We start from the raw sequence: 23402 nt of genomic DNA on the forward strand, positions 1-23402 counted from the left end.
GGGTGACGTTGCTGATGCCGCCTTCGAAGAAAGAGGACGGCTTGCTCTCCGTCTTGTCGCGGCCCATGACCAGGGGGCCTGTGGCGTTCCAGGCGTTGGTCTTGGCGTGGTGGTGGGGGTGGCGCCGTCGGGGTGGTCCCGGAGCCAGCTGCTGATGGCGATCCGGGCGGCCTGGGTCTTGGCGTGTTCCAGCCATTCGGCGGCGGGCCCGGAGGAGGAGTCCTGGGCGAGCAGCGGCTGCACGGTGTCTCCGTCGGACAGCCGGGTGCCCAGGGAGGCGAGACGCCCGTTGACCCGGGCGCCGATACAGCCGTGGGCGGTCTCCCCGTACTGGGCGTACGCGGCGTCGATGCAGGTGGCCCCGGCGGGCAGGCCGAGCCTGCCCCCGTCGACCCGGAAGACGGTGATCTCCCGGTCCTGGGCGAGCTCGGCGCGCAGCCCGCTCCAGAAGGCGTCGGGGTCGGGTGCGGAGCGCTGCCAGTCGAGCAGCCGCGCCAGCCAGCCGGGGCGGGTGGGGTCCACCCGCTCCTCGTCTCCGTCCGCCGCGGCGGCGCCGGGGGCGTACGGGTTGCCGAGCGCGACCACGCCGGCTTCGGCGACGCGGTGCATCTGCCGGGTGCGGACGATGACCTCGGCGACGTACCCGTCGGGGGTGGCGACGGCGGTGTGCAGGGACTGGTAGAGGTTGAACTTCGGGGCGGCGATGAAGTCCTTGAACTCCGACACGACCGGGGTGAAACAGGTGTGGAGCTCCCCCAGTACCCCGTAGCAGTCGGCGTTCTCCCCGACGAGGACGAGGACGCGGCCGAAGTCGGAGCCGCGCAGCTCGCCGCGTTTGCGGGCGACGCGGTGCACGGAGACGAAGTGCCGGGGCCGTACCTGGACCTCGGCGGCGATGCCGGCGTCGCGCAGGACGGCCCGTACGGAGTCGGCGATGCCGGGCAGCGGGTCGGCCTCTCCGGCGTGGGCCGCGATGAGGGCGCGGGTGCGCTCGTACTCCTCGGGGTGCAGGATCGCGAAGACGAGGTCTTCCAGCTCGGTCTTCAGGGCCTGCACGCCGAGCCGTTCGGCGAGCGGGATGAGCACGTCCCGGGTGACCTTGGCGATGCGGGCCTGTTTCTCGGGGCGCATGACGCCGAGGGTGCGCATGTTGTGCAGCCGGTCGGCGAGTTTGATGGACATGACGCGGACGTCGTTGCCCGTGGCGACGAGCATCTTGCGGAAGGTCTCGGGCTCGGCGGCCGCCCCGTAGTCGATCTTCTCGACCTTGGTGACGCCGTCGACGATGAAGCAGACCTCGTCGCCGAACTCGGCGCGGACCTGATCGAGGGTCACGTCGGTGTCCTCGACGGTGTCGTGGAGGAGCGAGGCCGTCAACGTGGTGGTCTCGGCTCCGAGTTCGGCGAGGATCAGGGTGACGGCGAGCGGGTGTGTGATGTACGGCTCACCGCTTTTGCGCATCTGGCCGCGGTGCGAGGACTCCGCGAGGACGTACGCGCGGCGCAGGATGGACAGGTCGGCGTCGGGATGGTGGGCGCGGTGCGCCTCGGCCACATGGCCGATGGCATCGGGCAACCGGTCCCGGGGCGTGGGCCCCAGGAGGGCCGCGCGCCCGAGTCGGCGCAGGTCAATGCGGGTCCGGCCCCGTCTGCGGAGTTCGGGGCGCAGGTCGGGTCGTGCTTCGGGGTTCGTGGCCTCTGCACTCATGGGCACCTCCGGCGGCTTCGACCGGCTGCGGCGGGCATGGGGTGAGCCCTCAGGGCCGGTGTCTGATGCTACCGGCCCCACCACGTGGCGCAGTCCGCCTCTCGCTGAGCGTGAAACGGATCACCCATGAGAGGGAATCTTCAGGCGAAGACCGTTTCGGTGAGCCAGGAGGGGTCGAGCTCCCCCGCCGCCACGATCACGGCCGGTCCGGTCATGTCGATACGGCCGCCGGGGTGTTCGGTGATGAGGAGGGTTCCGCCGAGGAGGTCCACCGTGTACGTGACGGGCTGTCCGGTGACGGCCGGGTCGGCGCCGTCGCGGCGGATGGCGGCCACGGCGACGGCGCAGGCGCCGGTACCGCAGGAGCGGGTCTCGCCGGAGCCGCGCTCGTGGACGCGCATGGCGACGTGCCGGGGGCCGCGGTCGATCACGAACTCCACGTTGACGCCGGCCGGGTAGACCTCGGCGGGGCTGTACTGGGGCGGGTCGAGGAGCTTTCCTGCGTGGTCGAGGCTGTCGACGAAGGCGACGGCGTGCGGGTTGCCCATGTTCACGTTGCGGGCGGGCCAGGCGCGGTCGCCGACGACGACCGTGACCTGCTCGTCCGGGAGGGCGGCGCGGCCCATGGAGACCGTGACGTCACCGGTCTTGTCGAGGTGCACCTGCTTGACGCCGCCGCGGGTGGCGACGGCGAGGTCTCCGGGCTCGACGTGTCCGGCGTACTGGAGGTAGCGGGCGAAGACGCGGACGCCGTTGCCGCACATCTCGGCGACGGAGCCGTCGCTGTTGCGGTAGTCCATGAACCACTCGGCCTCGTCGGCCATGTGCGCGGCGTCGGGGTGGGCGGCGGACCGGACGACGTGCAGCACTCCGTCCGCGCCGATGCCGGCGCGCCGGTCGCACAGCCTGACGACGGCGGCGGCGGGCAGGTCGACGGCGTTGTCCGGGTCCGGAATGATCACGAAGTCGTTCTCGGTGCCGTGGCCCTTGAGGAAGGAGAGGCTGGTCTGCGTCACGGGCCCATCGTACCGAGGGGGGTTTCCTCCAGGGCGCCGGGACGACCCGAGCGGGCACAGCGGAGGCGGCGGCCGGGCGCGGAGGCGGCGCCCCGGGGCAGCGGAGTCGGCAGAGGCAGGCGAGTCGGCCGGAACAGCAGGCTCGTCCGGGGCGGCGGGCTCGTCCGGCTCGGCGCTATCGGAGGCGGGCCACCCGGTAGACCGCGAGGCCTACGACGGCCAGCACGACCAAGGCGTACAGCGCGGCCATGCGCCAGTCGGGGCGGCGGCCGCTGCCCCGGGGCGGGAGCCCGGGCCAGGTGTAGCCGACGCGGCGCGCGGCCATCATGCCCCAGCCCGCCGCGCAGCAGCTGATCAGGAAGCCGAGCATGGCGACCACGGCTCCGCCGTCGCCGAACTCGAAGGCGAGGGGGAAGGCGAACATCAGGGAGCCGGCGGCTGCCAGCATCACGATCGGGGCGATCTGCCAGATGCGCAGGCGGCGCTGCGGGCGCAGCTCGACCTCGAACTCGGGGCCTCCCGGTTCCTCGTCCTCGCCGGAGCCTGCGGCGTCCGGGCCGTCGGAGGTCAGCCGGGCCGGGTCGGCGGGCAGCCCGAGCTCGTCGGGAAGGGCGGGGTCGGCGGAATCGCCGAGGACCGCCGGGTCCGTCGTCCCCCGCGTCCCGTCCCGCCCGGTGTCACGAGGGCCGGCCTCCATCGCCACGCGCCCTCCCCACTCGGACTTCGCACGCTGCCGTTCACCGCCGGTGACCACACCCGCGGAATTTGATGATGGCACGGTCCGGGGCTCCGAACGCGCGCACGGGGCGTCCCGATGCCATCACGTGATCAGGCTGTAACCGCTCGTTCGACCAACGACTGCGCAAGTCCGCGGAGTTCCCGGCGGTCCGCGGCGGCTCCGCTGAGCCAGTGCACGCGGGGGTCCCGGCGGAACCAGGAGTCCTGGCGGCGGGCGAACCGCTTGGTGGCCCGGATCGTCTCGGCCCTGGCCTCGTCCTCGGTGCACTCCCCGGCCAGGGCGGCCAGCACCTGCTGGTAGCCCAGCGCCCTGGAGGCGGTGATTCCCTCGCGCAGTCCGCGGGCCTCCAGGGCCCGGACCTCGTCCACGAGCCCGTCCTCCCACATCCGGTCCACGCGCCGCGCGATGCGTTCGTCGAGCTCCGGCCGGGCCACGTCGACGCCGATCTGGACGGTGTCGTACACGGACTCGTGGCCGGGCAGGTTGGCGGTGAACGGCTTCCCGGTGATCTCGATGACCTCCAGGGCGCGGACGATGCGGCGGCCGTTGCCGGGCAGGATCGCCTGCGCCGCGGCCGGGTCGGCGGCGGCGAGCCGGGCGTGCAGGGCGCCGGGGCCGTGCGCGGCGAGCTCCTCCTCCAGCCGGGCCCGGACACCGGGGTCGGTGCCGGGGAACTCCATGGCGTCGAGGGCGCCGCGGACGTACAGGCCGGATCCGCCGACGAGGACGGGCGTACGGCCCTGGGCGAGCAGCTTGTCGATCTCGGCGCGGGCCAGGCGCTGGTACTCGGCGACGCTGGCCGTCTCGGTCACGTCCCAGATGTCGAGGAGGTGGTGCGGGATCCCGCCGCGCTCTTCCTCCGTCAGTTTGGCGGTGCCGATGTCCATCCCGCGGTAGAGCTGCATGGAGTCGGCGTTGACCACTTCGCCGTCGAAATGGCGGGCCAGGGCCACGCCCAGGTCGGACTTTCCGGCTGCGGTGGGGCCGACGACGGCGATGACCCGCGGGGCGGGGGCTGCTTTGCTCACTGCCCCAGTCTCGCAAACCATCCGGCACCAGCCCGATCGGGTTGCGTGACGGTGCGGGGCCCGGTCTTGCCCGACGGGGTTCCGCCCGGGCGTGCGCCCGGCGCAGGCGCGGACGCGCCGGGCGGATGTTCAGCCGCACGAGTAGTGTGAGAGGCAGTAGGGATGGGCGTTTTCGATCGGTTCGCCGCCGCAAGGGCGGCGCGGCGACCGATGGCGGTGCGACGCAGGACGTGACGGCGCGGGCCGCGGCGGACGGGGAAGCCGGCGAGGGCGCCCGCAGGCAGCCACCGCCACGGGAAGGTGACCCATGGGCCTGCTGAACACACTGAAGGCCAAGCTCGCTCCGGCGAAGGAGAAGGTCGGCGCCCTCGCGCACAAGAACGAGGGCAGGATCGGCGAGGGTCTGGAGAAGGTCGCGAAGGCCGTGGACTCCAAGACGCACGGCAAGTACCGCGACAGGATCACGTCCGGAACGGGCAAGGCGAAGGAAGCCCTGGGCAAGATCGCACACAAGGACGCTCCCGGCGGCCCGACGCCGCCGGCCGCCTCCTGACCGCGGTCCCGGAAGGGGCGCGGGGCCGAGGGGCTCCGCGCCCCTTCTGCGTGCCCTGGGCCGGTGGGGGGAGCTACGACCAGGCGGCGACGAAGTAGCCGACGCCGTAGGGCGCGTCCTCGTACAGCAGGCGTCCGCCGAGGCCGGCGCCCTCGGCGGCGCCGGCCAGGACCTGCCAGGGGGCCCGGCCGGCGGCCTGGAGCTCGCGGGCGAGGCCGGCGTCCAGGGCGGCGAGCGCGGCGGTGTCGGCGTCGGCGAGGGCGAGCGCGGCGGCGGCGTCGAAGGGGGCGGCGCGCTCGTCGAGGTAGCCGGGCGCCTTCACGGTCCGGCAGGCGCTGCCGTCGCCCATGACGAGGAGGGCGACGCGCTCGGCGCGCGCGGCGAGTTCACGGCCCGTCCGGAGGCAGCGGTCGGTGTCGAGCGCCTCGGGCACCGCGAGCGCCTCCAGCGGCGCGGCGCCCCAGCGGGCGTGGTCGAGGAGCCAGGCCCCGACGGCCAGCGACGGCGGCAGCCGACGCGCGCCCGTGCCGCCGTCCCCCTCCCCGCCCGTGTCTCCCAGACGTACGTCGACCCCGACGCCGAAGCGGCGGAAGCAGCCGACGGCGCCCTGCGGGTAGCGCCCGGATTCCCCCTCCTCGGCGGCGCCCACCACGACGAGGAGGTCGGGGCGGGAGGCGGCGAGCACCGCGAGGGCGTCGGAGCAGGCGGTACGGGCGTCGCCGAGTTCGGCGGCGGCCCCCGCGGCCACCTCGGGCACGAGGAGCGGCGGGGCGGGGCAGACGGCGGCGGCTACGAGCATGATCCGCAGCCTAGCCGCCGTCACCGCCCCGCGGGGTCCGCAGCTCCGGCGGGACCGGCGGTCCCGGCGGGGCCGCGGGCCCCGTACCCCGGAGTACGGCGGGTACGGCGGGGCCGTGCGGCAGGGGCAGGGCTCAGCCGGTGATGCCGCAGGCCGGGGCCGACTCCGGGAGGGGGGCCGGGACGCCCAGCGTGGGGATGCCGAGCATGACGCCCTGCGGCTGCGCCGGGGCGGCGTTGCGCTTCTCCCAGGCGTCGCCCGCCCGGGTGCGCCGCACGGACTGCGTGGGGCCCTCGGCGAGGAGGTGGTGCGGGGCCGCGTAGGTGATCTCCACGGTCACCACGTCGCCGGGGCGGACGTCCTCGTCCGGCTTCGTGAAGTGGACCAGGCGGTTGTCGGCGGCGCGGCCGGACAGGCGGTGCGTGGCGCCGTCCTTGCGGCCCTCGCCCTCCGCGACCATGACCTCCAGGGTGCGGCCGACCTGCTTCTTGTTCTCCTCCCAGGAGATCTCCTCCTGGAGGGCGACCAGGCGCATGTAGCGGTCCTGGACGACCTCCTTGGGGATCTGGCCGTCCATGTCGGCGGCCGGGGTCCCGGGGCGCTTGGAGTACTGGAAGGTGAAGGCGCTGGCGAAGCGCGCCTCGCGGACCACGTGCATCGTCTGCTCGAAGTCCTCCTCGGTCTCGCCGGGGAAGCCCACGATGATGTCGGTGGAGATCGCGGCGTGCGGGATGGCGGCGCGGACCTTCTCGATGATGCCGAGGAAGCGCTCCTGGCGGTACGAGCGGCGCATGGCCTTCAGGATCGGGTCCGAGCCGGACTGGAGCGGCATGTGCAGCTGCGGCATCACGTTCGGGGTCTCGGCCATGGCCGCGATCACGTCGTCCGTGAAGTCTCGCGGGTGCGGGGAGGTGAAGCGGACCCGCTCCAGGCCCTCGATCTGCCCGCAGGCGCGCAACAGCTTGGAGAAGGCCTCGCGGTCGCCGAGGTCGGAACCGTACGCGTTGACGTTCTGGCCGAGCAGGGTGATCTCGGAGACGCCCTCGCCGACCAGCGCCTCGATCTCGGCGAGGATGTCGCCGGGGCGGCGGTCCTCCTCCTTGCCGCGCAGGGCCGGAACGATGCAGAAGGTGCAGGTGTTGTTGCAGCCCACGGAGATCGACACCCAGGCGGCGTACGCGGACTCGCGGCGGGTCGGCAGCGTGGAGGGGAAGGCCTCCAGCGACTCGGCGATCTCGATCTGCGCCTCTTCCTGGATGCGGGCGCGCTCCAGCAGGACGGGCAGCTTGCCGATGTTGTGCGTACCGAAGACGACGTCGACCCACGGGGCCTTCTTGACGATCGTGTCGCGGTCCTTCTGCGCCAGGCAGCCGCCGACGGCGATCTGCATGCCGGGGCGCTTGGTCTTCATCGGGGCGAGCCGGCCGAGGTTGCCGTACAGCTTGTTGTCGGCGTTCTCGCGCACGGCGCACGTGTTGAACACCACGACGTCGGCGTCGCCGTCCGAGCCCTCCGGGGCCCGGGTGTAGCCCGCTTCCTCCAGCAGTCCGGAGAGTCGCTCGGAGTCGTGCACGTTCATCTGGCACCCGTAGGTGCGCACCTCGTATGTTCCCTTGACGTCCACTGCCGTGCTCCGGTCGCTGCTGCTGGTCATGGAACAAGGGTAGGTGCTGCCGGGACACCCTCCGGCCTGGCCTCGGTCCGGCCTCGGCCCGGCCTCGGTCCGGCCCCTGTTGCGGCCGCAGGGACGGGCGCCCCGTGACAGGTCGGCGCGACGGGTGGCAGGATCGCGGCCATGGCTCTTGTTCCGCCCCGTTTCGGCAGGCGCACCGCCCTGTGGGGGCTGGTGGCCGTGTTCGCCGTGCTCGGGCTTCTGGTGTGGTGGCTGCGGCCCTTCGGGGAGCCCGAGCTGAAGGGCGAGCTGACCTTCAGCACGGGCGTGCGCACGGGCGTCTATTACCGGTACGGCCAGCTGCTGGAGCAGGCGCTGGCGCAGGACGTCCCCGGGGTCCGGGTCCGGTTGGAGACCAGCCAGGGGTCGCAGGAGAACCTGGCGCGGGTGGCTACGGGGCAGGCCGATTTCACCGTCGCGACGGCGGACGCGGTCTCGAAGTACCGGGCCGACGGCAAGCCCGGCGCGGACGGGCTGCGCGGGGTCGCGCGGCTGTACGACGACTACGTGCAGCTGGTGGTGCCGGCCGGGTCGCCGGTGCAGTCGGCGCGGGACCTGCGCGGCAAGCGGGTGGCGATCGGCCAGCCCGGGTCGGGCGTGCGCCTGGTCTCGGAGCGGCTGCTGGCGGCGGCCAAGCTGGACCCGGCGCGGGACATCACGCCGGTCTCGATCGGCATCGACACCATGCCGACGGAGCTGGAGGCCGGGCGGATCGACGCGTTCTTCTGGTCCGGCGGCCTCCCCACGAACGCGGTGCGGGAACTGTCGGAGCGGTACGACATCCGGCTCGTGCAGCTCGGCGACCTGGTGGAGACGCTGCAGGGCAGCGGGAGCCCGGCGCGCTACTACCGGGCGGCGGTGATGCCGCAGGACGCGTACAAGCGGGCGCGCAACACCTCGGCGGTGGCGACCCTGGCCGTGCCGAACCTGCTGGTGACCACCGAGGAGACCGATCCGGGGCTCACCGAGCAGTTCACGCGGACGGTGATCAACAGCCGTGACCGCATCGGGGCCGAGGTGCACGCGGCGCAGCTGGTGGACCTGCGGACGGCGATCTACACGGATCCGCTGGACCTGCACGAGGGCGCCGGACGGTACTACCGCTCGGTGAAGCCCTGACCCGGGCCCCGGATCCGGGGTCCGGCGGGCCCCACGGCCACTGACCGCCGCACCTCGGCCCACTGACCGCCGGACCACGGCCACTGACCGCCGGACCACGGCCCGCCGGCCGCCGGGTGTCAGCGTCCGGCCGTCTCCGGCAGGAGCATCGCCGCCGCGGCGGCCGCGCCGATCAGTCCGGCATGGGTGCCCAGGGCCGCCGGGACCACCTCCAGGCCGCCGACGTACGAGAGCGTGGCGTAGTCCGCGAGGTGGGTGCGGATCGGCCCGAAGAGGGTGTCTCCGGAGACGGCGACGCCCCCGCCGATCACGGCGATGCCGGTTTCCACGAGGGTGGCGCCGGCCGCGATGGCGGCGGCCAGGGCGCGGCCCGCACGGTCGAACGCGGCGAGCGCGAGGGGGTCCCCGGCGTCGGCGGCCGCGGCGACGCCCGCCGCCGTGGCGTCGCCTGCAGCTCCTTCGGCCGGGGTCCAGCCCTGCTCGGCGGCCCACCGGGCGATGGCGGTGCCCGAGGCGATCGACTCCACGCAGCCGCGGCTTCCGCAGACGCACCGCGGGCCGTCGAACGCGACGCTGATGTGCCCGATGTGGCCGGCGTTGCCGGTGGGGCCGGGATGGAGCCGGTTGTTCAGGATCAGGCCGCCGCCGACGCCGGTGGAGACCACCATGCACAGCGCGTTCGCGTGGCCGCGGGCCGCACCCAGCCAGTGCTCGGCCGCGGTCATGGCCACGCCGTCGCCGACCAGCACGGTGGGCAGCAGGGCGCCGTGCCGGGCCAGTTCCGCGGCGACCCGGGCCTGGACGGGGAAACCGCGCCAAGCGCCGATGTTCACCGGGCTCACGGTGCCGCGCGAGGCGTCGACGGGGCCCGCGCTGCCGATGCCGCAGCGGACCGCCGCAGGCCACAGGGGCGAGCGGGCCAGCTCGGCGACGACCTCCGCGACGGCGGCGAACACCCCGTCGGCGTCCGTGTCCCGCGGGGTCGGGCGGCGGGTCGTGGCCGTCATCGTGCCGTCGGGGAGCACCAGCGCACCGGCGATCTTCGTGCCGCCGATGTCGATCGCCACCGTCGGACCCGCGGGCGCGCCGGGGGCACCGGGCGCGCCGGGGGCACCGGGGGCATGGGCGCCGGAGGCGTGGAACGAGGGGCTGGGTGAGGTCACGGGGCGCTCCAGAACGGGGTCGGGGTTCAGTATGCGGCCGGGGGCGGCGCCGTACTCTCGCGGGGCTCCAGCCGCGGCTGCTCGCCCTCTCGGGTCCGGGGCGGGCCCCCGGCGAGCACGGTGAGCAGTTCCTCGGCGGCGAGCCGGCCGAACCCCGCGGTGTCACGGACGAGGGCGGTGAGCCGGGGATGGGTGACCCGGCACAGGGCGGAGTCGTCCCAGGCGACGATCGAGAGGCGGCCGGGGACGGCGATGCCGAGCTCGGCGGCGACGGCGCTGCCGGCCACCGCCATCACGTCGTTGTCGTAGACCAGGGCGGTCGGCGGCTCGGGCTCGGCGAGGACGCGCCGGGTGGCGGCCGCCCCCTCGGCGTCGGAGTAGTCGGTCACCACCGAGTGCACCTCCCGCGGGCCCAGCCCGCGCGCCGCGGCCTCGACGCGCAGCGAGGCGATGCGGCGGGCGGTGTGGGCCAGGCCGGGCAGCCCGGCGATGTGGGTGATCCGGCGGTGGCCCAGCCCGTGCAGGTGGTCCACGACCCGGGCCATCGCCCGGGCGTCGTCCGCCCACACCGAGGACAGCGGTCCGGGGGCGCCCGTACCGCCGACGGTGACGGCGGGAAGGCCGAGGCGGGCGAGGAGTTCCGGTCGCGGGTCCTGCGTGCGCGGGTCGACGACGAGGACGCCGTCGACACGCCGCTCGGCCCACCAGCGGCGGTACAGGGCGCACTCGGCGTCGATGTCGTCGACCACCTGGAAGAGCAGGGCGGTCCGGCCGGCAGAGAGCACCTCCTGGATGCCGGAGACCAGTTGGAGGAAGAACGACTCGACACCGAGGGTGTGGGCGGGCCGGGCCAGGACCAGACCGACGGCGCCGGAGCGTTCGCCGGCAAGGGCGCGGGCGGCGCTGTTGGGATGCCAGCCGAGCTCCTCGGCGACGCGGCGGACCCGGGCGCGGGTTCCGTCGGACACGCCCGGCCGGTCGTTGAGCGCGAAGGAGACGGCGCTCTCGGACACCCCGGCCCGGCGGGCTATGTCCTTGATGGTGGGTCTGCGGGCCATGGCCTGCCTCATCCCTCGGGTACGGACGGCAATGGCCGGCCGTGTGCCGTTTCCGCACACTTCTCGTGTGAGGCCCTTGGACGCATGCGGCTAAACCGCATTAGCCGCCCCAGCTTGAGAGGGGTTCGCCCCTTCTGTCAACGGGCCTGAAACGCACAAGTGCATTGTTTTCCCTTGGCCTTGAAGGCCCTGTTGACTTCCCCCGGCCGGGCGCGGCACGTTGTGGGCGTCCGGAGAATTCCCCGCGACTTCCGGGATCCCCCATGCCTGACGGCACCCCCCTTCCCCCGCCCGCCGGGGCCCTCCGCTTCGGCGCCAACTACACGCCGTCGCGCGGCTGGTTCCACCACTGGCTCGACTTCGACCCCGACGAGGTCGCGGCCGACCTCGACTCGGTCGCCGCGCTCGGCCTGGACCACGTGCGGGTCTTCCCGCTGTGGCCGCTCTTCCAGCCCAACCGGGCACTGATCCGGCCGCGGGCCGTCGAGCAGCTGGTCGCGCTCGCCGACGCGGCCGCCGAGCGCGGTCTCGACGTCGCGGTGGACGGGCTGCAGGGGCACCTGTCGAGCTTCGACTTCCTGCCCGCGTGGACCGGGACCTGGCACCGGCGGAGCATCTTCGCCGACCCGGACGTGGTCGCCGGGCAGGAGGAGTACCTGCGCACGCTGGCCGCCGCCCTCGCCGACCGGCCCCGTTTCCTCGGCATGACCGTCGGCAACGAGATCAACCAGTTCTCCGACGCCCCGCACCCCGATCCGGACCGGATCACCCCGGATCAGGCGCAGCGGTGGCTGGAGCGGATGCTCGCCGCCTGCGAGCGGGGCGCGCCGGGCCGGTTCCACGTGCACGCCGAGTACGACGCGGCCTGGTACCGGGACGGGCACCCGTTCACTCCGGCCCAGGCGGCCCGGCTCGGCGCGGCCACGACCGTGCACTCCTGGGTGTTCAACGGCACCGCGCAACGGCACGGCCGTACCGGGGCCGCGACCGAGCAGCACGCCGCCTACCTGATCGAGCTGTCCAAGGCGTGGGCGGCCGATCCGCACCGGCCGGTCTGGCTCCAGGAGGTCGGGGCGCCCGCGCCGCTGATCCCGCCCGAGCACGCGGCCGCCTTCACCGGGGCGACGCTCGCCGCCGCCCTGGACTGCCCGGGCCTGTGGGGTGTGACCTGGTGGTGCTCGCACGACGTGTCCCGGGAACTGGCGGACTTCCCCGAGCTGGAGTACGGGCTCGGCCTGCTCACCAACGACCGGCGGACCAAACCGGCCGGTGCCGAGGTCGCCCGGATCGCCGCGGAATGGCGGGGCCGGGAGCACCGCCCGGCCGTCCGGTCCACCGCGCTGGCCGTGGACGTCGGCGGGGCGGAGGCCGCGCCGGGGCGGTCGGTGTGCGCGCCCGGCGGCGCCTTCTTCGAGGCGTGGGCGTCGCTGGCGTCCGGCGGGGTCAGGCCTGCGGTGGTGCTGGCGGAGCTGGCCGAGGATCCCGCCCACCTGTCCGCGCGCGGCATCACGGAGGTGCTGCGCGTCTCCGACATCCGCTGATCCGCCCGGTCTTCCCCGTCGTCCGCTGTCCCCGATCCCTGCCCCCCGTCCCCGATCCATGCCCCCGAGGAGCCCGCATGTCCGAGTCCGGCAACGGCGCACACCCTCGTCCCTCCTTGCTGCGTTCCGCCTCCCCCTCTCCCGACTCTCCCGACGGCACCCCCGACGGCTCCGCCGCCCGGTTCCCCGGACCGGTACCGCCGCCGCCCGCCCGGCGCCGGGTCCTCGCCGCCGGGGCCGGAGCCGCCGCTCTGCTGGGCGTTCCCCTCCCGGTGCACGCCGCCGCGCCGGAAGCCCCGTCGGCTCCCGCGCCGCCCGCCACCCCCCGGCCGGGCGGCGGCGCCGGTCCGGCCGACCCGGCCCCGTACGCCCCGTACTGGTTCCCCGACTCCCTCCCCCACGGCACCCCGGGGCCCGGCATCGTGTGGCGCTCGCTCAGGCAGTGGACGCCCGAGTCGGACCCGGACCTCGCCCACAACACCGCCACCGTGCCGCTCGCCGCCCGCTTCACGCCGGTGCCCCCGCACCCGGCCGTCCGGGCCGGGCAGGCCCGGATCGCCGCCCTCGTCTCCTTCGGCCCCACCGCGCAGAACCCCTCCCAGGGGGTAGCCACCGCCGATACGTACGCCCTCACCCACTGGGCGTACATCGACGAGCTGGTGTTCTGGGGCGGCTCCGCCGGCGAGGGGATCGTGCTCGCGCCGAACGCGCCCGTCGTCGACGCCGCCCACCGCAACGGCGTACCGGTGCTGGGCAACGTGTTCCTGCCGCCCGTCGCGTACGGCGGCGACCTGCAGTGGACCCGCGACCTCGTGCAGCGCGACGCCCTCGGCCGGTTCCCGATGGCCGAGCAGCTCGTGCGGGTGGCGGTCGCGTACGGATTCGACGGCTGGTTCGTGAACGCCGAGACCGACGGCGGGGACAGCGCGCTCGCCACCCGGATGCGGGAGTTCCTGCGCGCCCTGCGGGCGGCCGGCGCACCCCACAACCTGCGGATCACCTGGTACGACGCGATGAACAGCACCGGCCGGGTCGGCTGGCAGGGCGCGCTCAACCCGCTCAACCAGGAGTTCTTCGAGGACCGGGCGGGCCGGGTCGCCGACACCGTGTTCGTCGACTTCCGGTGGACCGCGCGGAGCCTGGCCGACTCCGCGGTGCTCGCCGACCGCCTCGGCCGCAGCCGCCACGAGCTGTGGGCGGCGGTGGACACGGAGTCGCGCGGCTGGGAATCCGCCGTCGACTGGGAGGCGATCGTCCCGCGCGGCCGCGACCATGTCGTCAGCTACGGCTTCTACCGGCCCGAGTGGACCCGCAACCACCTCACCGACCGCTCGCCCGCCGCCTTCCACCGCGCCGACGACCGGTTCTGGACGGGCGAGTCCCTGGACCCGGCCCGCCCCGCGCCCGGCAGCGGCGGCTGGCGGGCGCCGGCCACCGTCGTCGCCGACCGGTCCACGGTGGCGCAGCTCCCCTTCGCCTGCTCGTTCAACACCGGACACGGGGAGCGCTGGTACGAGCGCGGCGAGGCCGTCTCCGACACCCCGTGGAGCCACCTCGGCCTCCAGGACCGGCTGCCGGGCCGCCGCTGGGTCGTGGACACCGCCGGCCCGCGCCCGTCGGTCACCCTGGACTTCGCCCGGGCCTGGCGGGGAGGCTCCAGCCTCCTCGTGGCGGGCCGGCTCTCCGCGCCCGCCGCGGTCGGGCTGCACGGCACCCGGCTGGCGCTGCCACGGGCCGGCGTCGTGGAGGTGGTGCACTCGGCCGATCCGGGGTCCGCGCCGGCCGTGGTGGAGGTCGGCGTCGCGGTGCGCGAGCCGGCCGCTCCGGGCGAGCCCGTCCCCTACGCCTGGTTCGCGGCCGGTACGGCGGTCCCGGGCGCGGGCTGGCGTACGGCGCGGGTCGGGCTGTCGTCCCTGGCGGGCCGGACCGCGTACGGGCTGGCGGTACGGATCACGGCGAGGGGAGACGGAGCGGTGTCCTGGCGGGTCGGCGCCCTGTCGGTACGCGACGGCACCGCCCGCCCGCGCCCGTCCGCTCCGCGTGCGCCGACCGTGGACGCCGCGGCCGAACAGCACGGCACGGCCGCGGTGCGGCTGTCCTGGCGGCGGGCGCCCGGCCCGGTCCGCCACTACGAGCTGCACCGCCTGCTCCCGGACGGCAGCCGCCGCTTCCTCGGCGGCACCTGCGGCACCGCCCTGTACCTGCCGGCGGTCGGCCGGGCCGGCCGGGAGCGGGCGGCGGTGTTCGAGGTGCGGGCCGTCGACGAGCTGTACGCCGTCTCCGCCCCGGCCCGCACCGCCCTGGCCTGGGCGCGCTGACGCGTGCGCCGGACGGGCTCGCGGGTCAGCCGTTGCCGTTGGCCCCGTTGTCGTCCGCCCCGTTGTGCGGGGCGCTGCGCGGGACGGCGACGGTCACCCGCAGCCCGTGCGGTTCGTTCTTCGCGTACGAGAGGGACCCGCCGCCCGCGGCGAGCAGGGCCCGGGAGATGGACAGGCCGAGCCCGGAGCCCTTGATGTTCTGGTGGCGGCCGCTGCGCCAGAACCGGTCGCCGACGCGGAGCAGCTCGTCCTCGGTGAGGCCCGGGCCGCGGTCGGCGACGACGACGTGCACGGACGGGCCGGCCGGGGCGACGGCCACCGTGACCTCCTCCCCCGCCGGAGTGAACTTGAGGGCGTTGTCGATGACGGCGTCGAGGGCGCTGGACAGCGCGATCGGGTCGGCCCACCCGGTGACCGCGGTGCGGCCCGTCTCGGTGAGGCGTACGCCCTTCTCCTCGGCGTACGGCCGCCAGGAGGCGACCCGCTCGGCGGCCAGGGCCCCGATGTCGGTGAGGCTGAGCTCGGCGGAGGCGTGCTCGGCCAGCGCCAGGTCCAGCAGGTCGTCCAGGACCTGGGCCAGGCGCTTGCCCTCGGCGCGCACGGAGGCGATCTCCTCGTTCCCCTCGGGCAGTTCGAGGGCGAGCAGCTCGATCCGCAGGAGCAGCGCGGCGAGCGGGTTGCGCAGCTGGTGGGAGGCGTCGGCGACGAACGCCCGCTGCTGCTCCAGTACCTCTTCCACGTTGTCGGCCATCTCGTTGAACGAGCGGGCCAGGCGTCGGAGTTCCGGCGGTCCGCTCGCGGCCGCGACCCGGGAGTTCATCCGCCCGGTGGCGATCCCGTGGGCGGCCGCGTCGAGCGTCCGGACGGGCTTGAGGACCCAGCGGGTCAGCTGCAGGGCGGCCCCGAACGCGAGGAGCATCGCGGCGGCCAGACCGGCGATGATCAGCAGCCAGCCCCGCAGGATCCGGGCCCGCATCCGGTCGGTGGGCGACTCGGTGACCACGACCGCGACGACGTCGCCGTCGAGGACGACCGGGGAGGCGACGAGGAGCTTCCCGTGCGTCTGCCAGGGCCACACCTGGGCCGGATCGTGGCTGCGCCGCCCGGCGAGCGCCTGCCTGAAGGCCTCCCGGCCCTCGCCCTCCGCGGGGAGCTGCCACCAGCCGGGCGCCCGGACCAGCGCGTTGTCGTCGCGGTAGAAGATGCCCACCCGGATGCCGTACAGCTCCTGGTAGCGGGCCAGCTCCAGCTGGAGCGTCTCCCGGCGCTCGGCGGCGCCGCTGCTGCCGGAGCTCTCCGCGTCGATGAAGAACTGGGCGAGGGCGGCGAATCTGGCGCTGTCGTCGATCCGGTCCACGACCACCTTCTGCTGCTGGCCGGCGGCCAGGCTGACGGCGAGCGGGAACCCGAGGGCGAGCAGCACCCCCGCCATCAGGACGACGAGCAGCGGGAGCAGGCGGGCGCGCATCGGCGGCCCCCGCTAGGGGGCGGCCGGCGGGACGAGCCGGTAGCCCACCCCGCGGACGGTCTCGATCAGGGCGGGCATGCGCAGTTTGGAGCGCAGCGAGGCCACGTGCACCTCCAGGGTCCGCCCGGTCCCCTCCCAGCTGGTGCGCCACACCTCGCTGATGATCTGCTCGCGGCGGAAGACGACGCCGGGGCGCTGCGCCAGCAGGGCCAGCAGGTCGAACTCCTTGCGGGTGAGCGGCACGTCCGAGCCGTCGACACTGACCCGGCGGGTGGGCAGCTCGATGCTGACGGGCCCGACCCGGACCACGGCCGGGGCGCCCGTGACGGCTGCCGCGGCCTCCTCGGCGGCGCCGCTGCGCCGGGCGACGGCGTGGATCCGGGCGAGCAGCTCGCCCGTGTCGTACGGCTTGACCACGTAGTCGTCGGCGCCCATGTTGAGACCGTGGATGCGGGAACGCACGTCCGAACGGGCCGTCACCATGATCACGGGGATCGAGGTGCGCTTGCGGATCTTGCCGCAGACCTCGTAGCCGTCCTGATCGGGGAGGCCCAGGTCCAGGAGGATCACCCCGTAGGGGGACGTGTGGGGTGGTCCTCCGGCGGGCAGCAGGGCCTGCAGGGCCTCCTCGCCGTTGCGGGCGTGGGTCACCTGGAAGCCGTGCCGGGCGAGGATCGCGGACAGGGCGGCGGCGACGTGGTCATCGTCCTCGACGAGCAGCAGTCTCATTGCGTCCCCCTTTCCTGCGTCCTGTTTTCCTGTTGTGCCGAGCGCGGCCCGTGGTCAGGGGGCCAGAGAGCATCCACGCCGATGCGGGGCCCCACGTCAAGGGGGTTCCGGTCCGGCGCGGTTTCCGTTATGCAGCCGGTACGAGCCCTGCGGTGCGAACCGCCGCGACGCGTACGGAGCGTATCGATTCGAGGCCGTTTCGTTATCCTCAATTCTCCCTCAGATGTGATGACGGTGTACGCACGGCCTCACTACTGTCCTGCCAACCGAGGAGGACGGAGCAAGAAGCCGATGAGCGGAGTATCAGTGACCAAGGATGCGAAGGACGCGGCCGGAGCCGCTGACGACCTGGTCGTACTGAGCAACGTCAACAAGCACTTCGGCGCGCTGCACGTGCTTCAGGACATCGATCTGAGCATTGCCCGCGGCGAGGTTGTCGTGGTGATCGGTCCCTCGGGATCGGGCAAGTCCACGCTGTGCAGGACCATCAACCGCCTGGAGACGATCGACTCCGGAACGATCACGATCGACGGCAAGGAACTGCCCTCGGAGGGGCGGGAGCTGGCAAGGCTGCGTGCCGATGTCGGCATGGTCTTCCAGTCTTTCAACCTCTTCGCGCACAAGACGGTGCTGCAGAACGTGATGCTGGGCCAGATGAAGGTCCGCAAGGCGGACCAGGCGAGCGCCGAGAAGAAGGCGCGGGCGCTGCTGGACCGGGTGGGCGTCGGAACACAGGCCGACAAGTACCCGGCGCAGCTCTCCGGCGGCCAGCAGCAGCGTGTGGCGATCGCCCGCGCGCTGGCCATGGACCCGAAGGTGATCCTCTTCGACGAGCCGACGTCGGCCCTCGACCCGGAGATGATCAACGAGGTGCTGGAGGTCATGCAGCAGCTCGCCGCCGAAGGCATGACGATGGTCGTCGTCACGCACGAGATGGGCTTCGCCCGCTCCGCCGCCAACCGGGTCGTTTTCATGGCCGACGGCAAGATCGTCGAAGAGGCCGAGCCGGAGCAGTTCTTCAGCAACCCGCGCAGTGACCGCGCCAAGGACTTCCTTTCGAAGATCCTGCACCACTGACGGTTCCGTCTGGTAGTGATCCCGTGGCGACCCGACGCTCGTGTCGTCGCTCGTCGTCCAACAACGTCTCATCCGAGGGAAGTTCACCATGAAGGTTTTCAAGGCCGGCGCGGCCGCAGCCGTGGCCGTCGTCCTCTCCCTGACCGCGACCGCGTGTGGCGGCGGCGGTGACAAGGCCGGCGGCGGCAGCACCGGTGGCGGCAACAAGATCGTCATCGGCATCAAGTTCGACCAGCCGGGCCTGGGCCTGAAGACCCCGGACGGCAAGTTCACCGGCTTCGACGTCGACGTGGCGACCTACGTCGCCAAGGAGCTCGGCTACCAGCCCGACCAGATCGAGTTCAAGCAGGCCGTCAGCGCCGAGCGCGAGAACCTGATCTCGAACGGCGACGTCAAGCTCGTGGTCGCCACCTACACGATCAACGACAAGCGCAAGGCGAGGGTCGACTTCGCCGGCCCGTACTTCCTGGCCCACCAGGACCTGCTGGTCCGCGCGGACGAGAGCTCGATCACCAAGGCCGAGGACCTGAACAGCAAGAAGCTGTGCTCGGTCACCGGATCCACCTCCGCGCAGAACATCAAGAACAAGCTGGCCCCCGACGCGGACCTGCAGCAGCTCGGCGGCTACTCCGAGTGCCTCACCGGCCTGGAGAACGGGTCCGTCGACGCCCTGACCACGGACAACTCGATCCTCGCCGGCTTCGCCGCGCAGGAGAAGAACAAGGGCAAGTTCAAGCTGGTCGGCCTGAAGCTCAGCGACGAGCCCTACGGCATCGGCCTGAAGAAGGGCGACAAGGACCTCCAGACGAAGGTCAACGCCGCGCTCAAGAAGATGGTCGAGGACGGCTCCTGGCAGAAGGCGGTGGACGCGAACCTCGGTCCCGCCGGCTACAAGGCCGAGCCGGCCCCGCAGATCACCGAAGGCAGCTGATTCATCGGTGAGGGGTGCCGCCGCCCGCCTGTCACGGGCGGCGGCGCCCCTCACCGGCCATCCTGGGGAGAGCGCAGGGCAACGTGTTCGACTTTCTTACTTCCGGGCAGTACGACGTGCTCGGAGCCTTCTGGGTGACGGTGCAGCTCACCCTCTACTCCGCGGTCGGATCCCTGATCTGGGGCACGATCCTGGCCGGCATGCGGGTCAGTCCGGTCCCGATCATGCGGTCCTTCGGCACCGCGTACGTCAACGTCGTGCGCAACACGCCGTTGACCCTGCTGATCCTCGGCTGCTCGCTGGGCCTCAACCAGACGCTGAAGATCACGCTCGGGGGCGAGAACTTCAAGGAGATCGGCTTCCGCCTCGCGGTCCTGGGCCTGATCGCCTACACCGGCACGTTCGTCTGTGAAGCACTGCGCTCGGGCATCAACACCGTGCCCGTGGGGCAGGCCGAGGCCGCCCGCGCGCTGGGCCTGAGCTTCTTCCAGGTGCTCACCCTGATCGTGCTCCCCCAGGCCTTCCGGGCGGTCGTCGCACCGCTCACCAACGTACTGATCGCCCTCACCAAGAACACCACGGTGGCGGCGACCATCGGCGTGGCCGAGGCGGCCCTGCTGATGAAGGAAATGCTGGAGAACGAGGCGGACGCGCTCTTCGCGGTCTTCGCCGTCTTCGCTCTCGGCTTCGTCCTGCTGACCCTGCCCACCGGCCTGCTGCTGGGCTGGGTGGCCAAGCGAGTGGCGGTGAAGCGATGAGCTCCGTTCTGTACGACACCCCCGGCCCGAAGGCCAAGGTCCGCAACTGGATCTACACGGGCGCCTTCCTGGTGGTCCTCGCGCTGGCCCTGTGGTGGGTGCTGTCCCTCATGGCCGAGCAGAACCAGCTCGACGCCGACAAGTGGACCCCGTTCGTCACGGACGGCCAGATCTGGACGACGTTCCTGCTGCCGGGCCTCGGCGAGACCCTCAAGGCCGGTCTGATCGCCATGGTGATCGCGCTGCCGCTCGGTGCCCTTCTCGGCATCGCCCGGCTCTCCGACCACGCGTGGGTGCGCGTCCCGGTCGGCGCGCTCGTGGAGTTCTTCCGCGCCATCCCGGTGCTGATGCTGATGATCTTCAGCTCCGCGCTGTACGTCATGCTCGGCACCGTCAGCTCGGACCTGCGACCGCTGTACGCGGTCGTCACCGGCCTCGTCCTGTACAACGCCTCGGTCATCGCCGAGATCGTCCGGGCCGGCATCCTGACGCTGCCGCGCGGCCAGACCGACGCGGCCAAGGCGATCGGCATGCGCAAGGGCCAGATCATGACGTACGTCCTGGTCCCGCAGGCCGTCACGGCGATGCTGCCCGCGCTGGTCAGCCAGCTCGTGGTCATCCTCAAGGACACGGCGCTCGGCGGTGCCCTCCTCGGCTTCGCCGACCTGATGTCGATGAACCGGCAGATCTCCGCCAACTACAGCAACACCATCGCGACCATGGTCGTGATCGGCCTGATCTACATCGCGGTGAACTTCGCCCTGACGGGCCTGGCCTCCTTCCTGGAGAAGCGGCTGCGGCAGTCGAAGAAGGGTACCGGCGCCGTCGTCGAGGCCGAGGTGGCCGAGGTCGACGCGGGCGGCGCGGCCGGCGTGGGCAAGGCCCCCTGATACCCGGTCAGTAAACTGGCGTGGCACATGTGGTGCGGCGGATCTCATCCGTCGCACCACACGCATGCCCGGGTCCTGGGTCACTTGACGCAGGCACCTCCAGTGGGTTGCATACGTTCTGTGATCACATACCGGACATCGGGAGCCGCCTCGTGGACCCGGTGATCGTCGTCGGCGCGGGGCCCGTCGGACTGTCGCTGTCCCTCGCCCTCGCCGGCCAGGGCGTGCCCTCGGTCGTGCTCGACGAGGGTCCCGGCAAGGATCTCCCCCGCCCGGCCCGCAGCGTCGTCCTGCACCCCGACACCGCCGCCATGGCCCAGCGGCTGGGCTGTACGACACTGCGCGACGAAGGCGCGCACTACACGGCCTGGCGCACCATGCGGCGCAGCCGCGACACCGGCCGCATCACCTTCGAGGACGACCAGGACCCGGCCCCGCTGCACGTGCCGCAGCACGCCCTCAGCCGCGGGCTGCGCGCAGCCGCCGCGGCCCACCCGCTGGTCCAGCTCGTCCCCGACAGCAAACTGGACACCCTGGAGCAGGACGACCGCGGGGTCACCGCCCACACCCGGGGTGCGGAAACCACCTGGTGGCGCGGGAGTTTCCTGGTCGGCTGCGACGGGGCCCGTTCCACCGTGCGCAAGCTGCTCGGCATCCGCTTCCCCGGACGCACCGCTGTCGAGCGGCACGCCGTGGCCGCGCTGCGCATCGAACTCCCCTGGCCCGGCGAGGCCCTCCTGCACCGCGACCCGCCGCAGGAGACCACCGCCCGGCCGCTGGCCGACGGAGTGTGGCGGCTGGACTGGCTGCTGCCGGCCCGCGGCGAACTCGTCACCCCCGACGCACTGGTCAACCTCATCCGGGACACCCTCGGCGTCTGGTGCGGGGGCACCACACCCGCGTACGACCTCCTCGACACCGGCGTCCACACCCTGCACCACCGGCTCGCCCGCACCTGGCGCGACCGCCGCGCGTTCCTCGCCGGGGACGCCGCCCACCTGCTGGGCGCGCTCGGCACCCAGGGCGTCGAGGAAGGGCTCCGGGACGCCGAGAACCTGGCCTGGAAGCTGTCCCTCGCCTGGCACCAGGGGGCCTCCGAAGCCCTGCTCGACAGTTACGAGGACGAGCGGCGCACCGCGGTCGCGGCCCGGCTGCGCGCCGCCGACCAGGCCGTGTCGGCCGTGCGCGGCGGGAGCGGGCTGCGGACCCTGCTGCCCGGGTCGGCGCGTGCCGAGGCCCTGCTCACCGACAGCCACCTGGGCCGCGGACCGCTGGGCGCGCAGCCGTCGTACGCCCCGCCCGTCGCCGTACGGGCGGTGCCGACGGCGACCGAGCCGGGCGGGCCCGTCGCGAACGTCGCGGTCTCCGCCCCCGACGGGTCGACCGTGCCGCTGCGGGACCTGCTGGGCCGGGGCCGGCTGCTGGTGGTGCTCGTCGCCCCCGGCACCGGGGTCTGGGACCGGCGGCACTGGCTCGGCGCCGGGCTGATGCCGCGGCTGGCGGCAGCCGTGGCCGCACTGCCGGTCCGCGCGGAGCTGCTCGTCGCCGACGACTACCCGGGAGCCGCGGCGCACACCGTCCTGCTGGTCCGGCCGGACGGGCACCTGGCGGCGACCTTCGCGGGGGTGGCGCCGGCGGAGCTGTACGAGGCCGCGGACGCCGTCCGCATGGGCGCCCCGGCCCGTACGTCACCGTCGACGCCGACCCCCGCCCCCGTGATCGATTGACCACGGCGCGTCCCCGTGCTTGACTCGCCGTCATGACCGGCAGCGACGTACGCCTGTGGCGGAGGGTCCACATGGACCTGGTCCGCTACGCGGGCTGCGTGTGTCGCCGTTCCTGCTGATTCGCCTCCTTCCACCGCGCCCTCCGGCGCGCCATGCCGCGAACCCAGGACGGTCACACCCACCATGTCTGCCTCCGCAGCCGTGCCCACGCACGCCCACACCCCTGCCGTAACCGCAGCCGAACTCCTCGGCTTCGCCCTGCGCACGGCCGCCGACCCGGCCGTCATCGACTCCCTGCCCCTCGACCCAGCGGGCCGCACCTGGATCCGGCTGGACGGGCCGGCAGGCAGCGAGGCCTGGGTCATCGGCTGGCCCCCGGGCACCGGCACCGGCTGGCACGACCACGCCGCATCGCGCGGCGCCTTCGCCACCGCGCGGGGCCGGCTCACCGAGAACTCGCTGGCCGCCCGGATCCCCTCGGAAGGCTGGCGCAGTCTGGAACTCGCGCCCGGCGTGGACCGCCGCCGAAGCCTGGGGCGGGGCACCGGCCGGGCCTTCGGGGAACACCACGTCCACGAGGTCCTCAACGCCTCCCCCGACGAACCCGCCATCTCGGTCCATGCGTACTCCCCTCCCCTCCCCCTGATCCGCCGCTACAGCCGCACGGGAAGCGTCCTGACCCTGGACCTGATCGAGCGCCCGGAGGACTGGCAGTGAGCAACACCCCCATGGGCATCGACGCCCTACTGCACCGAATCCGCTCCACGTACACGCGCGTCACTCCGGAGGAGGCGTACGCGGCGTTCCTCGACGGCGCCCTCCTGGTCGACATCCGCTACCAGGAGCTGCGCGAGCGGGACGGGCTGGTCCCGGGCGCGCTGGTGATCGAGCGCAACGAACTGGAATGGCGGCTCGACCCCCAGGGCTCCCACCGCCTCCCCGAGGCCACCTCGCACGACCTGCGGGTGATCGTGTTCTGCAACGAGGGCTACGCCTCCTCCCTCGCGGTGGCCTCCCTCCACACCCTGGGCCTGCGCCACGCCACGGACCTCACCGGCGGCTTCCAGTCCTGGAAATCCACAGGCCTCCCCACCACCCCCACACAACCC

General features: G+C 73.4%; 22 protein-coding genes. 12 read left to right on the forward strand and 10 right to left on the reverse strand.

What is annotated here, in order from left to right; all coding sequences use genetic code 11:
• From HYE82_RS16980 to miaA, 4 genes are all read right to left on the reverse strand, one after another.
• Positions 1-1707, reverse strand: a 1707-nt coding sequence (locus HYE82_RS16980; RefSeq protein WP_179174917.1) for a bifunctional (p)ppGpp synthetase/guanosine-3',5'-bis(diphosphate) 3'-pyrophosphohydrolase, incomplete at its 3' end; no start/stop codon positions are given.
• Between the two features lie 140 nt (positions 1708-1847).
• Complete coding sequence (gene dapF / locus HYE82_RS16985) at positions 1848-2723, reverse strand: diaminopimelate epimerase (RefSeq protein WP_179174918.1); 876 nt, start codon at positions 2721-2723, stop codon at positions 1848-1850.
• Between the two features lie 175 nt (positions 2724-2898).
• On the reverse strand, positions 2899-3420 hold the full coding sequence (locus HYE82_RS16990; protein WP_179174935.1) for a hypothetical protein: 522 nt from the start codon (positions 3418-3420) through the stop codon (positions 2899-2901).
• Positions 3421-3551: 131 nt separating this feature from the next.
• The gene (miaA, locus tag HYE82_RS16995) at positions 3552-4490 is read right to left on the reverse strand and encodes a tRNA (adenosine(37)-N6)-dimethylallyltransferase MiaA (protein WP_179174919.1); all 939 of its coding nucleotides are present in this window, start codon (positions 4488-4490) and stop codon (positions 3552-3554) included.
• Between the two features lie 307 nt (positions 4491-4797).
• On the opposite strand from miaA, the gene HYE82_RS17000 reads away from it, so the two are divergent.
• Entirely contained in the window at positions 4798-5043 is a 246-nt protein-coding gene (locus HYE82_RS17000; protein WP_179174920.1) for an antitoxin, read from the forward strand.
• A 73-nt stretch (positions 5044-5116) separates the two neighbouring features.
• On the opposite strand, the gene HYE82_RS17005 is transcribed toward HYE82_RS17000, so the two are convergent.
• Entirely contained in the window at positions 5117-5842 is a 726-nt protein-coding gene (locus HYE82_RS17005) for a hypothetical protein (RefSeq protein ID WP_179174921.1), read from the reverse strand.
• Positions 5843-5975: 133 nt separating this feature from the next.
• Positions 5976-7496, reverse strand: coding sequence for a tRNA (N6-isopentenyl adenosine(37)-C2)-methylthiotransferase MiaB (gene miaB, locus HYE82_RS17010; RefSeq protein ID WP_179174922.1), 1521 nt, complete (start codon positions 7494-7496; stop codon positions 5976-5978).
• A 141-nt stretch (positions 7497-7637) separates the two neighbouring features.
• Here miaB and HYE82_RS17015 point away from each other — a divergent pair, with 141 nt between their 5' ends.
• Entirely contained in the window at positions 7638-8633 is a 996-nt protein-coding gene (locus HYE82_RS17015) for a TAXI family TRAP transporter solute-binding subunit (protein WP_179174923.1), read from the forward strand.
• Positions 8634-8752: 119 nt separating this feature from the next.
• Here HYE82_RS17015 and HYE82_RS17020 read toward each other — a convergent pair whose 3' ends face one another.
• A complete protein-coding gene (locus tag HYE82_RS17020; protein WP_179174936.1) occupies positions 8753-9700 on the reverse strand; it encodes an ROK family protein in 948 nt (315 codons plus the stop codon).
• Positions 9701-9822: 122 nt separating this feature from the next.
• Positions 9823-10854, reverse strand: a complete 1032-nt coding sequence (locus HYE82_RS17025; protein ID WP_179174924.1) for a LacI family DNA-binding transcriptional regulator — start codon at positions 10852-10854, stop codon at positions 9823-9825.
• Between the two features lie 263 nt (positions 10855-11117).
• On the opposite strand from HYE82_RS17025, the gene HYE82_RS17030 reads away from it, so the two are divergent.
• Positions 11118-12395, forward strand: a complete 1278-nt coding sequence (locus HYE82_RS17030; RefSeq protein WP_179174925.1) for a glycosyl hydrolase — start codon at positions 11118-11120, stop codon at positions 12393-12395.
• 77 nt (positions 12396-12472) lie between these two features.
• On the forward strand, positions 12473-14713 hold the full coding sequence (locus HYE82_RS17035; RefSeq protein ID WP_179174926.1) for an endo-beta-N-acetylglucosaminidase: 2241 nt from the start codon (positions 12473-12475) through the stop codon (positions 14711-14713).
• 25 nt (positions 14714-14738) lie between these two features.
• Here HYE82_RS17035 and HYE82_RS17040 read toward each other — a convergent pair whose 3' ends face one another.
• On the reverse strand, positions 14739-16181 hold the full coding sequence (locus HYE82_RS17040; protein WP_179174927.1) for a HAMP domain-containing sensor histidine kinase: 1443 nt from the start codon (positions 16179-16181) through the stop codon (positions 14739-14741).
• Positions 16182-16193: 12 nt separating this feature from the next.
• Positions 16194-16910, reverse strand: coding sequence for a response regulator transcription factor (locus HYE82_RS17045; RefSeq protein ID WP_179174928.1), 717 nt, complete (start codon positions 16908-16910; stop codon positions 16194-16196).
• A 291-nt stretch (positions 16911-17201) separates the two neighbouring features.
• Here HYE82_RS17045 and HYE82_RS17050 point away from each other — a divergent pair, with 291 nt between their 5' ends.
• From HYE82_RS17050 to HYE82_RS17080, 8 genes are all read left to right on the forward strand, one after another.
• Positions 17202-17987 (forward strand): amino acid ABC transporter ATP-binding protein, encoded by a 786-nt coding sequence (locus HYE82_RS17050; protein WP_179174929.1) that lies wholly within the window; start codon positions 17202-17204, stop codon positions 17985-17987.
• A gap of 88 nt (positions 17988-18075) precedes the next feature.
• Positions 18076-18918, forward strand: a complete 843-nt coding sequence (locus HYE82_RS17055) for a glutamate ABC transporter substrate-binding protein (protein WP_179174930.1) — start codon at positions 18076-18078, stop codon at positions 18916-18918.
• A gap of 83 nt (positions 18919-19001) precedes the next feature.
• The gene (locus HYE82_RS17060; RefSeq protein ID WP_179174931.1) at positions 19002-19676 is read left to right on the forward strand and encodes an amino acid ABC transporter permease; all 675 of its coding nucleotides are present in this window, start codon (positions 19002-19004) and stop codon (positions 19674-19676) included.
• Complete coding sequence (locus HYE82_RS17065) at positions 19673-20566, forward strand: amino acid ABC transporter permease (protein WP_179174932.1); 894 nt, start codon at positions 19673-19675, stop codon at positions 20564-20566. Before HYE82_RS17060 ends, HYE82_RS17065 begins: the two co-directional genes overlap by 4 nt.
• A gap of 152 nt (positions 20567-20718) precedes the next feature.
• Positions 20719-22293 (forward strand): FAD-dependent monooxygenase, encoded by a 1575-nt coding sequence (locus HYE82_RS17070; RefSeq protein ID WP_179174933.1) that lies wholly within the window; start codon positions 20719-20721, stop codon positions 22291-22293.
• Between the two features lie 71 nt (positions 22294-22364).
• A complete protein-coding gene (locus tag HYE82_RS39535; protein WP_360629470.1) occupies positions 22365-22412 on the forward strand; it encodes a hypothetical protein in 48 nt (15 codons plus the stop codon).
• A 64-nt stretch (positions 22413-22476) separates the two neighbouring features.
• A complete protein-coding gene (locus tag HYE82_RS17075) occupies positions 22477-23010 on the forward strand; it encodes a cysteine dioxygenase (RefSeq protein WP_179174934.1) in 534 nt (177 codons plus the stop codon).
• Between the two features lie 11 nt (positions 23011-23021).
• Positions 23022-23402 (forward strand): rhodanese-like domain-containing protein (locus tag HYE82_RS17080; protein ID WP_179174937.1); only part of this gene is annotated, 381 nt, incomplete at its 3' end.

This window comes from Streptomyces sp. BR123 (genome assembly GCF_013401435.1).
Taxonomy (GTDB): domain Bacteria; phylum Actinomycetota; class Actinomycetes; order Streptomycetales; family Streptomycetaceae; genus Streptomyces.